The following is a 12574-nucleotide window of genomic DNA, read 5'->3' on the forward strand; positions in this document are numbered from 1 at the left end:
ACACATTCCCGCGGTTAACTTTGGGGCGGGTAAGATCCTTGGGAAACATAAGTAATCCGGCTCACAGTATCCAGCGCAGTGTACGGGCCACACCAGATCCCGAAGGTAAGTATCTATGGTTCACACTGCCCATCAAGACACCGATCTCGCCGCCGAGCTGCGCGCCGACGTGCGCCGCGTCTCCACTCTCCTGGGCGAATCCCTCGTGCGGCAGCACGGTCCGGAATTGCTGGAACTGGTGGAACAGGTCCGCCTGCTGACCAAGGAATCCAAGGAAGCCGCGCGCGGCGGCGCCGATGCGACCGGCCCTTGGAGCGCGCACGACGTCGTAGCCCAGGTCCGCGAGTTGCTCGCCTCCCTGCCCCTCGACCAGGCGACCGACCTGGTGCGGGCTTTTGCGTTCTACTTCCACCTCAGCAACGCGGCCGAACAGGTGCACCGCGTCCGTGGACTCCGCACGCGGCAGGAAAAGGACGGGTGGCTGGCGAAGGCCGTCGCCGAGATCGCTGGCCAGGCAGGTCCGGAGGTATTGCAGGACGTCGTCAACGAACTCGATGTCCGCCCGATTTTCACGGCGCACCCCACTGAGGCTTCCCGTCGTTCGGTGCTGGACAAGATCCGGAAGCTTTCGGATGTCCTGGCGCAGCCCACCGAGGAAGGCACGTCCGCCCGCCGCAGGCAGGACCGCCAGCTGGCCGAAATCATCGACCAGATGTGGCAAACGGATGAGCTGCGCCAGGTGCGCCCCACGCCCGTGGATGAGGCCCGGAATGCCATCTACTACCTGAACAGCATCCTCACCGATGCCATGCCGGAGATGCTGACGGAGCTTTCCGAGCTCCTCGCCGAGCACGGCGTTGCCCTTCCGTCCGGCGGGGCTCCCTTGAGGTTTGGTTCGTGGATCGGCGGCGACCGCGATGGCAACCCGAATGTCACGGCAGGTGTCACGAGGGAAATCCTCCAGTTGCAGAATCAGAACGCCGTGCGTATCAGCATTGCCCTGATTGACGAGTTGATCTCCGTGCTTTCCAACTCGACCGCACTCTTTGGGGCGGACCAGGAGTTGCTTGACTCAATCGACGTGGACCTCAAGAACCTTCCCGGTTTGGACAAGCGGATCCTGGAGCTCAACGCGCAGGAGCCGTACCGCCTCAAGCTGACCTGCATCAAGGCGAAGCTCATCAACACAGGCCGCAGGGTCGCCGCTTCGTCCTACCATGAGCCCGGACGCGACTACGCCACCACCTCCGAATTGCTGGCCGAATTCGGTTTGCTGGAGTCCTCCCTCCGGAACCACTCGGCAGCACTGGTGGCCGATGGAGCACTTGCCCGGGTACGGCGCGCCATTGCAGCGTTCGGGTTGCATCTGGCAACCCTGGACATCCGGGAGCACGCCGATTACCACCACGATGCCGTGGGTCAGTTGGTTGACCGCCTGGGCACCGAGAAGCCGTACGGTTCCCTGACGCGCGCGGAGCGCTTCGAATTCCTGGGGGCCGAACTGGCATCGCGCCGCCCGCTGTCCGGGCACCCGATCAAGCTCGAGGGAACCGCCGACGGCACCTACGATGTCTTCCGCAGCATCCGCCAGGCCCTGCACACTTACGGCCCTGACGTTGTGGAGACGTACATCATCTCCATGACGCGTGGCGCAGACGATGTCCTTGCCGCCGCGGTCCTTGCGCGGGAAGCAGGCTTGATCGACCTGTACGGTTCCAAGCCGCACGCCAAGATCGGTTTTGCCCCGCTGTTGGAAACCGTGGAGGAACTGAGGGCTTCCGCCGAAATCGTGGACCAGTTGCTGTCCGATCCGTCCTACCGCGAACTGGTTCGCCTGCGGGGCGACATCCAGGAAATCATGCTGGGCTACTCCGACTCCAACAAGGAGTCCGGCGTGATGACCAGTCAATGGGAGATTCACAAGACCCAGCGCAAGCTGCGCGATGTTGCTGCCAAGCACGGCGTCCGCGTCCGTTTGTTCCACGGTCGTGGCGGTTCCGTGGGCCGTGGCGGCGGGCCCACGTATGACGCGATCATGGCCCAGCCCAACGGCGTCCTTGAAGGTGAAATCAAGTTCACGGAGCAGGGCGAGGTCATCTCCGACAAGTACTCGCTGCCCGACCTTGCCCGGGAAAACCTGGAGCTGTCGCTGGCCGCAGTCATGCAGGGCTCGGCGTTGCACCGGACCCCGCGAACGTCGGAGGATGAGCGGGAACGCTATGCCAACGTCATGGAGATCATCTCCGACGGCGCTTTCGCCCGCTACCGTTCGCTGATTGACGATCCCGATCTTCCGGCGTACTTCCTGGCCTCCACGCCAGTGGAACAGCTGGGCTCGCTGAACATCGGCTCCCGTCCGTCCAAACGTCCCGACTCGGGGGCCGGGCTCGGCGGCTTGCGCGCCATTCCCTGGGTTTTCGGGTGGACGCAGTCACGGCAGATCGTGCCTGGTTGGTTTGGTGTGGGTTCGGGTTTGAAGGCAGCCCGCGAGGCCGGCAACACGGACCAGCTCATGGAAATGATGGACCGCTGGCACTTCTTCCGTTCGGTGATTTCCAACGTAGAAATGACGCTGGCCAAGACGGACATGGAAATCGCCGGCCACTACGTCTCATCGCTGGTACCTGAAGAACTGCACCGCCTGTTCCACATGATCCGTGATGAGTATGAGCTCACCGTGGCCGAGATTGAGCGGCTCACCGGTGAGATCGAGCTTCTGGATGCCCAGCCCACGCTCAAGAGGTCCCTTGAAATCCGCGACCAGTACCTTGACCCCATCAGCTACCTGCAGGTGGAGTTGCTGCGTCGTGTCCGGGAAGCTTCGGTTTCCGGAGCGGAGATCGACGAGCGCCTCCAGCGTGCCATGCTGATCACGGTCAATGGTGTAGCCGCAGGGCTGCGCAACACCGGATAGCATCGGATGGGGGACGTTAGGGTGGTGGGATGCCGTCGTTCCAGACCAAGTTGAAGATCACCGGACTCAAGCCGGGGAACCCGCCTGAGTCCGTGATGGCCGCCGCCGTCGAAGCCCTGGAAACCCGGCATCACGTGGAGTCCAACCAGCTGGATATCGTGGGCGGCGTTCCCCAGATCAGCCTGCGGTTCATGGTGGACGCCCGCGACTACGCTGGTGAGAACAACGAAGCCCGCACGTCGGCAGCCATGATGCGCGACGCCGTCGAACGCGTTGCCCTGACAGGGAGCCTGTATGTCCTGCGGCGCAGCCGGGGACGCTGGGCGCCGGTTTAGTCGGGTTGCGGGACTGCGCCGGGCCCGCCGTCGTATGGTTCGTCGCCGTCGTAGGGTTCATCCACTGGAGAAGGGTCGCCCCGGCGCCGGGTCACGATGAACCCGACCACCACGCCGATGACAAGCCCGACCCCGACGCCTATCAGCGAGCTCGCCCAGAAGGGCAGTTTGGTGGTGGAGCCTGTGAAGTAGCCCAGGCCCACCTGCCATACTGCCCACAAGACTGCTCCTAAACCGGCGCAGAGACTGAATCCCCGGACTGAGACATTGGCAATGCCGGCAGCAGCGGACGTGGCGAGCCGGCCGCCGGGAATGAATCGTGCTCCGATGATCGTCCCGTAGGTGGAGGAACGCCCGGCTTTGGCGATGGCTTCGTGGATGCCTTTGTGCACTTTCCTGCCCCAGGCCCAGCGGTCCAGCACATGGCTGATCCTGCGTTTGAAGAGCAGGTAGACCGCCACGTCACCCAGCCAGGAAGCGGAAGCGGCCAACATCAGGACCAGCCAGAAGTTCGCATGTCCGTCCGCCGCCAGCGCACCTCCGGTGATGACCACCATCTCGGACGGAATGGGCGGGAAGATGGCATCGCCCAGCACGATCGGCACAATCCAGAGGTAGATTGCCGATCCCCACAACTCCGGGGCGATGAAGTCCATGGGCACAACGTACCGCACTTGCTGCGGTCACAGCACGGCGGAAGACTGTCCCCATGCGCACTGAGATCCTGCACGGAGACATCACCACCCGCCGCGTCGATGCGATTGTGAACGCCGCGAATTCCTCACTGCTCGGTGGAGGGGGAGTGGATGGTGCCATCCACCGGGCTGCGGGGCCGGAGTTGCTGGCAGCCTGCCGTGAACTGCGGCGTACCCGGCTTCCCGACGGGCTCCCGACAGGTAGTGCCGTAGCAACGCCGGGTTTCAGGCTTCCTGCGCAGTGGGTGATCCACACCGTAGGACCCAACCGGCATGCGGGCCAGACCGACCCGGACCTTCTTGCCTCCTGTTTCAGGGAAAGCCTTCGTGTGGCCGGGGAGGTCGGCGCACGCAGCGTGGCGTTCCCCGCCGTCAGTGCGGGAATCTACGGGTGGGACGCCCGCCAAGTGGCGGAAACAGCCCGCGACGCGGTGAATGAGTTGGCAGCAGTTGCTGCCGGAAGCGGTTCCGGGGTCACCAGCCTTGAGGTGGTTGAGTTCGTGCTCTTCTCCGAGGAGACGACGGCGGTCTTCCGCACTGTGTTCGGCGCGTGACCCACACTCAAAGCGCGAACGGAGTGCTCAGGGCCGGGCTTCGCTGAGCTCCAGGCCGCTGCGGTATTCGACCGGTTGTTTGCTGATGGGGTCCACGAAGCGGATGCCACGCGCCAGGAGTTGCAGCGGTTTGCCGTAGTCGTCCGGCGCCTTGTCCAGGAGGTCAGGATAAAACGCATCGTTCACAATCCACAGGCCCAGCGAGGCCATATGCACGCGGAGCTGATGCGTTTTTCCGGTGTGCGGTTCCAGCCGGTACAGCGCACGCTGGTGCGTCCCGGCGTCGAACGTCCTTACCTGCTCGATGCGCGTTTCTGCGTTCGGCTCGCCGTCCACCACTTCCGCCAACAGGTAGCTGCGCGACTTGGTCATGCGGTTGCGGACCACCGTGGGGAATTCGACGGCGGGATAGCCGGCGGCGGGTGCCGCGGCGGACACGCACTCGTATTCTTTTTGGACCTGTCGCTTCTCGAACAGGACCTGGTACCTGCCCCGGGTTTCCGGGTTGGTGGAGAGCAGCAGGATGCCGGCAGTCATGCGGTCCAGCCGGTGCATGGGAATGAGATCCGGGAGATCGAGCAGGTTCCGAAGCCGGACCAGCGCCGATTCCTGGATGTATGTGCCCCCGGGAGTGGTCGGGAGGAAGTGCGGCTTGTCCACCACCAGGATGTGCTCGTCCTGGTGCAGAATGTTGATTTCCACGGGCAGTCGCGTCTCCGGCGGGAGGGTCCTGTAGTACCAAATGAAGGTGTGGTCCTCCAGTTTGGTACTGCGGTCCAAAGGCACCCCGCCCTCGCCTACGATCTCCCCGGCGTCGAAGCGGTCCTCGATGCCTTGGGGGTCAATGTGTCCCCATCGATGCATCATGTAGTCCATCGCGGTGTCCCATGGGCCCTCGTCCGGCAGGCGGAGGCGGGTTGCGTTCACGCCATCGCGCACAGGGAGGGGGGATTGCATCACCGGACAATTCTACTTTGCCTGAGCTGTGCGGCCCGCTTTGCGTGCTCGGGGGCTGGTTTGGCTTGTTCAGAGGGCTCCACCACGGACTCAGGTCCGAACATAAAAAAGTTCTTGACAAAAAAAGTTGTCGGTAAGCATACTGGAACCATGTTGGACATCGAAGTGATCGAGGACCCGGCGGCAGCGGAAGTATCGCTGGACCCGATCCGAACCCGTATCCTGCGGGAACTGGCCGAGCCCGCCTCGGCCACGCAGCTCGCGGTCAAGGTGGGAATGCCGCGCCAGAAGGTCAACTACCACCTCAAAGCACTTGAGCACCACGGTTTGGTGGAGCTGGTCGAGGAACGGCGCAAAGGCAACGTCACCGAGCGCGTACTGCGGGCCACCGCGGGCTCCTACCTGATCTCGCCGGTGGCGTTGGCCTCCGTGGCGCCGGACCCTCGGCGCTTCGCGGACAGGTTCTCCGCGTTCTGGCTGTTGTCGCTCGCCTCCCGCACCGTACAGGAAATGGGCAAGCTCATTTCCGGGGCAGCCGCTGCCAGGAAGAAGCTCGCCAGCTTCGCCATCGACGGTGAGATTACCTTCCGTTCCGCCGCCGATCGCGCGGCGTTCGCGGAAGAGCTCGGCGTTGCGGTCACACGGCTCGTCGACAAATACCACGACGGCGGTACCGCGGTGGCGGGCGGCGGACGCAAGCATCGCCTCGTCGTCGTACTTCATCCCGCACTCAAGACCCCCTCAACAGAAGTCACAGTAGAAAAGGACCAGGGCAATGACCAGTAACCGTGAATTTGAAATCGTGGCCGATACCGAACTGCCGGGAACCCCCGAGCGGGTCTGGCAGGCGGTCACAGCGGACACCTCCGCCTGGATGTTCCCCACGGACCAGTGGCCGGCCGTCCGGACCGTGGATGAATACCCAGGCCACCTCGTCACGCGGATGGACGGTCCCGATGGTTGGTTCAACCAGTTGGAGCACGTCCTGGAGCCGGTGGAGGGCGGCCGGGCCAGGCTGCACTACGTCCACAGCGGAATCTTCGCCGACAACTGGGATGAGCAGTACGACGGCGCCAGTAAGCACACCGAGTTCTACCTGCACACCCTGGGGCAGTACCTGAAGTACTTCGATGGACAGCCGGTGGTGTTTACGGACGTTCAGGCTCCGGCGTCGTCGCAATCGCCCGATGGATTTGTGCAGCTCAAGAAGGCGCTCGGAGTGGAGGACCTCGCCGCGGGCTCGGCATTCGAGGTAGACGTCGACGGCGTGGGGCGGCTGAGCGGTGAGGTGGACTTCGCCAATGAGAACTTCCTGGGACTGCGCACCGGCGATGCTTTGTACCGGTTCTTTGGGCGCAATGCCTTTGGGGCGCCGGTAGGTATGACCGTCCACCAATTTGGCGCGGGTGATTCCGAGCTGACGGCCAAGAAGTGGGGTGCCTTCCTGGAGAAGGTCTACGCGTAGCCACCCGCCCCGCCCCTGCACGGCGCCCGGGACCCAACTGGGTCGCACTTGTGCGCGTTTTGAAGCCTGAAAACGCGCTTAACTGCGACCTAGTTGGGGTGCCCGGGTGGACCCGGCGGGCGGCAGTTAGGCGACTCCGACGGCGGCCGGCCGCTCGGTCTTGAGGCTGCGGCGGAGTTGGGGCGAGGCGTCGAGCTTGTCCTGGGCGGCCCGCAGTGCCCGGACGGCCACCTCCAGTTGGGCAGGTGGCAAGGTGTAAGGGACACGCATGTAGTGCTCAAAGGCACCGCCCACCCCGAACCTCGGCCCGGCGGCCAGCCGGACTCCAAATTCCGGAGCGAGCACCGTCAGGGCCGTGCTGCAGGGGCTGGGCAGTCTGCACCACACTGTGAGCCCGCCCTGGGGTCGCTCAGGATCCCACGACGGCAAATGTTCAGCCAGCAATTCCATCAACGAATCCCGGTTGTTGCGGAGTTCTGCCAGCCGTGCATCGAGGGGCTCGGAGTAGGCGCTGACCAGCCGGGCAGCAGCCAGTTGCTCCACCATGGGGCCGCCCAGATCCATGGTGGTCCGTGTGGTGACCATGCGGTTGACCAAGGCTTCGTCGGCCCGGATCCAGCCGGTGCGGAGGCCGGCCCAGTGGGATTTGCTGAGCGAGCCGATGGAAACCACGGTGGGACTGAACGCCGCCATCGGTGCGGCACTGACGCCGTCGAGGTTCAACCCCCGGAGTGTCTCATCCACCACCAGGACCGTCCCCGCGGACGCCGCTGCCCGCGCCAGTCGCCGGCGCTGCAGCCCGGACATGATACGGCCCGTGGGGTTGTGGAAGTCCGGAACAAGGTAGGCCATGGCAGGTCGATGATGGTGCATCGCGGCCTCCATCGCGTCAATGTCCCAGGCCGGCGCGGAACCCGCGGCAGGGAGGGCGACGGGAAAGGGGCGGCAGCCGGCGGCCCGGATGGCGTCGAGGGCGTTCGGGTAGGAGGGGTGTTCCACCAGCACTTTGTCCTGCTTTCCGGCCAGGGTCTTCAGGACGATGTTCAACGCGTGCTGCGCTCCGGAGGTCACCAGGATCTGTTGGGCGTTTGTTGGGACGCCGTCGGCTGTGTATTTGTCCGCTATGGCCTGCCGCAGTGCGGGGACACCCACCGCGTCGTAGCCAAATCCGGGCAGGAGGGCCGGGAGTTCGGTCAGGGCATCGGCGAACGCGCGGTGGACCACCTCGCCCGCTGCCGGCAGGGATGCGTAGGCCAGGTCCAGCAATCCCTCCGGCGCCGCCAGCCCCGGCATGGTCACCGGAGAGGTGCGTTGCGGAATGCAGGTCCGTCCCCGGCTGCCCTGGCCGGTGGTCAGGAAGCCCTGCTCGCGCAGGCTTGAATACGCGGCGGTGACCGTGGTTCGGCTCAGTCCCAGCGTCTGGGCCAGCGCCCTTTCGCTGGGGAGCGCGACGTCAAGCGGAATGCGTCCGTCCATCACCAGCAAGCGTACGACGTCGGCAAGCTCGCGGTATGCGGGCAGGGTACCGGAATTCCAGGAGCCAAGAAGGCGGGTCAATGCGATCGGGTTCAGTAGGCCTGACATCAGTCCAGTATTCCAAACTGGCTATGGAAAACAAGGCCAGTTTCTAGCAAAGATGGGTTCATGATGACCCGAAGAATCACCCAGCTCCTGATCGGCCTCGCGATGTACGGCATATCACTGGCCATGTTCATCCGCGCCGGACTTGGCTTGGATCCCTGGGACGTGTTCCACCAAGGCGTGTCCCAAAAGACCGGCTTCAGCATTGGAGTGGTGGTCATCGCCGTTAGTTTCCTGGTCCTGCTCCTCTGGATCCCGCTGCGGCAGATGCCCGGGATTGGAACGCTCGCGAACGCAGTGCTGGTAGGTCTTTTCGCGGACCTGGGTTTATGGCTGATTCCCGTGTTCTCCCACCTTGGCGGCCAGATCGCCATGCTGGCCGGGGCCGTGATCCTCAACGGCATCGCCTCCGCCTGCTATATCGGGGCGCGGCTTGGCCCCGGTGCACGTGACGGCCTGATGACCGGACTCGTGCGCCGTACCGGGTGGTCGGTTCGGTTGGTCCGCACAGGCATCGAGGTTGTGGTGCTGGCTGTGGGCTGGTTGCTGGGTGGGTCCGTGGGCGTGGGAACAGTGGTTTACGCGCTGGCTATCGGGCCGATCGTGCAGTTGCTGCTGCCAAGGTTCATGGTGCCCGAGCGCGGCACGGTGACGGCCCCCACGGAATCCGTGGAGGCCGCCCGGGCTGCCTGATGACGAACTGCAGATCAGGGGCCCGGCATGGAGCTCGGGCCCCTGCGCGTCTAATCCTTGACGGCCCCCAGTGACAGGCCGGACTGCCAGTATCTTTGCAGGCTGAGGAACGCGATGATCAGCGGAATTATCATCAACAGCGAACCGGTGATGACCAGGTTCTGGATCAATTCGCCGTTGCCCGCAGTGGAGCCCAGCTTGTTCCACTGGTTGATTCCGATGGTCAACGGGTACCACGCGGGATCCTTGAGCATGATGAGCGGCAGGAAGTAGTTGTTCCAGATGGAAACAAAGGAGAACAGCAGGACTGTCACGGTGGCAGGTGCCAGCATGGGCATGGCGATCTGCAGGAAGATCCGGAATTCACCCGCACCGTCGATCCGCGCAGCCTCGATCAATGCGTTGGGCACGGCTTGGTCTGCAAACACCCACATGAGGTAGAGGCCAAAGGGATTGATAAAGGATGGAATGAGCACCGCCCAAGGGGTGTTGGTGATTCCCAGCTGGGCGAAGAGCAGAAACTGGGGGATGGCCAACGCGATGCCCGGTACCGAGATCGAACCCAGGACGACGAGCAGGAAAGCGCGCCGACCCACGAAGTCATGTTTGGCCAAGGCATAGCCGCCCAGCGCAGCCAGGAACGTTGACACCACGGCGCCAACGATCACGTAAAGGACCGTGTTCAGGAGCCATCGCGTGAAGATGCCTTCCTGGAAGGTGAACACCTGCACCACATTGTCCCAGAGGGCAAACTCCCGGCCGAAGCCAAGCCCGAATGATGAAACGAAATCGCCTTGAGTCTTGGTGGCGTTGATAACGAGCCACACCATCGGCACCAGGCAGTACAGTGCGAAAATTCCCGTCAGGACAGTAATGCCCGTGCTCTTCTTCGGGTTCATCATCGTGTACAGCTTCCGGCGCGGCCCTTGGGCCGGAGTTGGCGATTGCCGGGGAGGCGCGGGGGTGGCGACCTGGCTACTTGTTGAGGACATTCTTCATTCCCTTGATTTGCACGATGTACGCGATGGCGATGGTGAAGACCGCCATGACCAAGGCCAGTGCGGCAGCGTACCCTTGCTGCGACCCGTTGAAAGCAAGGCTGTAGGCGTACATGTTTGGTGTGTAATACGAGGTGATGCCGCTGTTGGAGACCAGCGTGGCCAGGATGTTCGGCTCGTTGAACAACTGGAAGGTTCCAATGATCGAGAAGATGATCGTGACCACCAGGGAGGAACGCAAGGCAGGCAATTTGATGTGCCGGACGATTTGCCACTCGGACGCTCCGTCAATGGCAGCGGCCTCGTAGAGTTCCCTGGGCACAGCGCGGAGTGCCGCATAGAAGATCAGCATGTTATATCCCGTGAAACCCCACGTGACCATGATTCCTATGGACGTCATCGTGGTCTCAGGCGCGAAGGGGTTGAAGGAAGTGCCCGCGGCCTGGTTCAGGCTCCCCAACAGCCCGTACTTGATTCCCAGCATGAAACCCCACATGAGCGTGGAGACGATGGCGGGGATGGCGTAGGGCAGAAAAACGACGATGCGAAAGAACCGGGCACCGTGCAACTTGAGCGAATCCAAGGCCAGGGCCAGTGCAATGGCGCAAAAGAGCATGATGGGCACCTGGATAGCGGTGAACAACACAACCCGGATGGCGCCGTCGTAGAACTGGCTGTCCTGGAACAGCTTGACGTAATTGTCCAGACCGATGAACACCTTCCCGCCGATCAGCTTGTTCTGGAACAGGCTGGTGTAGGCGGAATAGCAGATCGGGATGATGAAGACGAAGAGGAACAGCACACCGAAAGGGGCGATAAAGAACAAGCCGGCCTTGGGTCGCCTGGGCCGTCGGAAGACGGCGGGTTCAGGTGACAAGGCTGGTTCCGATCTGCTGCTCGCGAGCAAGTGGCGACTCATGGGAATCCTACTTTCATGATTCATCGACATAACAGGAACCGTTGCCGTGCGGTTGCGTGCCGCACGGCAACGGTGCTGCTATCGGACGGTGAATCCCTGTTCGTTGCCGTAGGCGATGCTGCGCTGCTTCCACGTTTCGAGCACCTCGGCGAGGGTGCCGGTCTTGCTGTCATACAGCGGCGCCGCCACATCTTCGTAGTTGGAACGGGCCCAGCCGAAGAAGGGTGGGTACTGCCATCCGGTGCCCACATTCTTGGAGGCTTCGGCAAGGACCTGGTTGTATTTCTGGTCCCCGAAGAATGTGTTGGTGGTATTCAGGAACTCTTCGTTGTTGAGGTTGGAGAGGTTGGGAACAAAGGCTCCGGCATCGATCCGGGACTGTAGCCCGTCTCCGTGCGTGAAGTACTCAAGGAAGGCGTACGCGGCTTCCTTGTTCTGGGCGGCGGCCGGTATGGCCATGGCGCTCCCACCGTTCTCCGCGCCGGACGTTTCCCCGGCCTTCCACTGGGGCAGCGGAGCAATGCGGAAGTTCCCTGCCGCGTCCGGAGCCCTCTCCGGGAGCGTGGAGGTGAACCAGCCACCAATGAGCTGGGTTGCCAGCGTCCCTTCGTTGAGGCCGCGGTTCCAGTCATCGGACCAGCCGGTCACCTTCGTGTTGACCAGGTCTTCGTCGATAAGCTTTTGCCAGTATTCGACTGCCCGGCTGCTTCCGGCGTCCTTGAAGTCAATGGTGACGTCCGTTCCATCCACCTTGAAAGGACGGCCGCCGCCTTCCCACATGAGTGACATCAGCAGGAAGATGTCGGCCGAGTCGTTGGTGATGTAGTGATCGCCGCCCAGAGCGCGGACCTTCTTGGCGGCGTCGTAATACTCGTCCCACGTGGCCGGCGGCGTCGAAACGCCCGCTCGTGTGAGTACTTCCTGGTTGTAGAACATGGCGGCGGGGCCGTAGTCAGAGGGAAGGCCATACGGTTTTCCGTCGATCGTTACGTTGCCCCAGGCGGCGTCGACGTAATCCTTGGCCAGGTCCTTGGCGCCGAATTCCGAAAGGTCGGTGAGCTTCCCGGGGATGGCGAAAAGCGGCAGGGAGAAGTACTCGAACATGGCAATGTCAGGCACGCCGGATCCTGCCTGGATGGCATTGTCCAAGGCAGTGTACTCATCGGTGGATGAGCCTGCATTCACTACTTTGACGGTGATATTCGGGTGGAGCTTTTGGAATCCGGGCACTGCTTCCTTGACTGTTCCGTCCCAACTCCACACGGTGAGCGTGATGGGCTTGTCCGTGGGAACAGCCTTGTCAGCCGCTGGTGCCGTCCCTCCTGAGCACCCACTAAGGGCGAGGGCTGAGGCGATGATGGTCACTGCAGCCACAAGACTCTTTTTCAGCATTGTTTACTCCTTCGTCGTCGATGAGCGTCTCTTCCGGAATCGGGGATGTCCCCGGCTCGGCCATTTACAAC

General features: G+C 62.9%; 12 protein-coding genes. 6 read left to right on the forward strand and 6 right to left on the reverse strand.

From position 1 onward, the window contains the following. Window positions 1-115: 115 nt before the first annotated feature. Window positions 116-2914, forward strand: a complete 2799-nt coding sequence (ppc, locus tag ACPFL9_RS03870) for a phosphoenolpyruvate carboxylase (protein ID WP_426005957.1) — start codon at window positions 116-118, stop codon at window positions 2912-2914. A gap of 29 nt (window positions 2915-2943) precedes the next feature. Next, window positions 2944-3249 carry a hypothetical protein gene (locus ACPFL9_RS03875; protein WP_426005958.1) on the forward strand — a complete coding sequence of 102 codons (306 nt, stop codon included), beginning with the start codon at window positions 2944-2946 and terminating at the stop codon, window positions 3247-3249. Here the strand turns inward: ACPFL9_RS03875 and ACPFL9_RS03880 are convergent. Continuing rightward, a complete protein-coding gene (locus ACPFL9_RS03880; RefSeq protein ID WP_426005959.1) occupies window positions 3246-3905 on the reverse strand; it encodes a DedA family protein in 660 nt (219 codons plus the stop codon). The genes ACPFL9_RS03875 and ACPFL9_RS03880 overlap by 4 nt on opposite strands. 53 nt (window positions 3906-3958) lie before the next feature. Here ACPFL9_RS03880 and ACPFL9_RS03885 point away from each other — a divergent pair, with 53 nt between their 5' ends. Then, on the forward strand, window positions 3959-4498 hold the full coding sequence (locus ACPFL9_RS03885) for an O-acetyl-ADP-ribose deacetylase (RefSeq protein WP_426005960.1): 540 nt from the start codon (window positions 3959-3961) through the stop codon (window positions 4496-4498). A 27-nt stretch (window positions 4499-4525) separates the two neighbouring features. Here the strand turns inward: ACPFL9_RS03885 and ACPFL9_RS03890 are convergent, their stop codons facing one another. Then, entirely contained in the window at window positions 4526-5455 is a 930-nt protein-coding gene (locus tag ACPFL9_RS03890; RefSeq protein WP_426007481.1) for a pseudouridine synthase, read from the reverse strand. Window positions 5456-5605: 150 nt separating this feature from the next. Between ACPFL9_RS03890 and ACPFL9_RS03895 the strand changes: the two genes are divergently transcribed. Both ACPFL9_RS03895 and ACPFL9_RS03900 read left to right on the forward strand, forming a co-directional pair. Then, window positions 5606-6241: an ArsR/SmtB family transcription factor gene (locus ACPFL9_RS03895; RefSeq protein WP_426005962.1), complete on the forward strand. Its 636-nt coding sequence runs from the start codon at window positions 5606-5608 to the stop codon at window positions 6239-6241. Further along, window positions 6231-6920 (forward strand): SRPBCC family protein, encoded by a 690-nt coding sequence (locus ACPFL9_RS03900; protein ID WP_426005964.1) that lies wholly within the window; start codon window positions 6231-6233, stop codon window positions 6918-6920. The genes ACPFL9_RS03895 and ACPFL9_RS03900 overlap by 11 nt, the downstream gene beginning before the upstream one ends. Window positions 6921-7046: 126 nt before the next feature. On the opposite strand, the gene ACPFL9_RS03905 is transcribed toward ACPFL9_RS03900, so the two are convergent. Further along, window positions 7047-8504, reverse strand: coding sequence for a PLP-dependent aminotransferase family protein (locus ACPFL9_RS03905; RefSeq protein WP_426005966.1), 1458 nt, complete (start codon window positions 8502-8504; stop codon window positions 7047-7049). Between the two features lie 60 nt (window positions 8505-8564). Here ACPFL9_RS03905 and ACPFL9_RS03910 point away from each other — a divergent pair, with 60 nt between their 5' ends. Continuing rightward, window positions 8565-9194: a YczE/YyaS/YitT family protein gene (locus ACPFL9_RS03910; protein ID WP_426005967.1), complete on the forward strand. Its 630-nt coding sequence runs from the start codon at window positions 8565-8567 to the stop codon at window positions 9192-9194. A gap of 50 nt (window positions 9195-9244) precedes the next feature. On the opposite strand, the gene ACPFL9_RS03915 is transcribed toward ACPFL9_RS03910, so the two are convergent. The 3 genes from ACPFL9_RS03915 to ACPFL9_RS03925 all read right to left on the reverse strand — a co-directional run bounded on the left by ACPFL9_RS03915 (window position 9245) and on the right by ACPFL9_RS03925 (window position 12503). Further along, complete coding sequence (locus tag ACPFL9_RS03915) at window positions 9245-10186, reverse strand: carbohydrate ABC transporter permease (protein ID WP_426005968.1); 942 nt, start codon at window positions 10184-10186, stop codon at window positions 9245-9247. After that, window positions 10170-11111: a carbohydrate ABC transporter permease gene (locus ACPFL9_RS03920; protein WP_426005969.1), complete on the reverse strand. Its 942-nt coding sequence runs from the start codon at window positions 11109-11111 to the stop codon at window positions 10170-10172. Before ACPFL9_RS03920 ends, ACPFL9_RS03915 begins: the two co-directional genes overlap by 17 nt. Before the next feature lie 78 nt (window positions 11112-11189). Then, a complete protein-coding gene (locus ACPFL9_RS03925; RefSeq protein ID WP_426005970.1) occupies window positions 11190-12503 on the reverse strand; it encodes an ABC transporter substrate-binding protein in 1314 nt (437 codons plus the stop codon). Window positions 12504-12574: the final 71 nt, after the last annotated feature.

The organism is Paenarthrobacter sp. NyZ202 (genome assembly GCF_049860755.1).
Classification (GTDB): Bacteria; Actinomycetota; Actinomycetes; order Actinomycetales; family Micrococcaceae; genus Arthrobacter.

Excerpts from the sequence above, each read along its gene's own strand:
- ACPFL9_RS03880 (WP_426005959.1), bottom strand. The coding sequence starts at position 3,905 with ATGGACTTCATCGCCCCGGAGTTGTGGGGATCGGCAATCTACCTCTGG.
- ACPFL9_RS03925 (WP_426005970.1), bottom strand. The coding sequence starts at position 12,503 with ATGCTGAAAAAGAGTCTTGTGGCTGCAGTGACCATCATCGCCTCAGCC.
- ppc (WP_426005957.1), top strand. The coding sequence starts at position 116 with ATGGTTCACACTGCCCATCAAGACACCGATCTCGCCGCCGAGCTGCGC.
- ACPFL9_RS03910 (WP_426005967.1), top strand. The coding sequence starts at position 8,565 with ATGATGACCCGAAGAATCACCCAGCTCCTGATCGGCCTCGCGATGTAC.
- ACPFL9_RS03875 (WP_426005958.1), top strand. The coding sequence starts at position 2,944 with ATGCCGTCGTTCCAGACCAAGTTGAAGATCACCGGACTCAAGCCGGGG.
- ACPFL9_RS03900 (WP_426005964.1), top strand. The coding sequence starts at position 6,231 with ATGACCAGTAACCGTGAATTTGAAATCGTGGCCGATACCGAACTGCCG.
- ACPFL9_RS03890 (WP_426007481.1), bottom strand. The coding sequence starts at position 5,455 with ATGCAATCCCCCCTCCCTGTGCGCGATGGCGTGAACGCAACCCGCCTC.
- ACPFL9_RS03915 (WP_426005968.1), bottom strand. The coding sequence starts at position 10,186 with ATGTCCTCAACAAGTAGCCAGGTCGCCACCCCCGCGCCTCCCCGGCAA.
- ACPFL9_RS03885 (WP_426005960.1), top strand. The coding sequence starts at position 3,959 with ATGCGCACTGAGATCCTGCACGGAGACATCACCACCCGCCGCGTCGAT.
- ACPFL9_RS03905 (WP_426005966.1), bottom strand. The coding sequence starts at position 8,504 with ATGTCAGGCCTACTGAACCCGATCGCATTGACCCGCCTTCTTGGCTCC.
- ACPFL9_RS03895 (WP_426005962.1), top strand. The coding sequence starts at position 5,606 with ATGTTGGACATCGAAGTGATCGAGGACCCGGCGGCAGCGGAAGTATCG.
- ACPFL9_RS03920 (WP_426005969.1), bottom strand. The coding sequence starts at position 11,111 with ATGAGTCGCCACTTGCTCGCGAGCAGCAGATCGGAACCAGCCTTGTCA.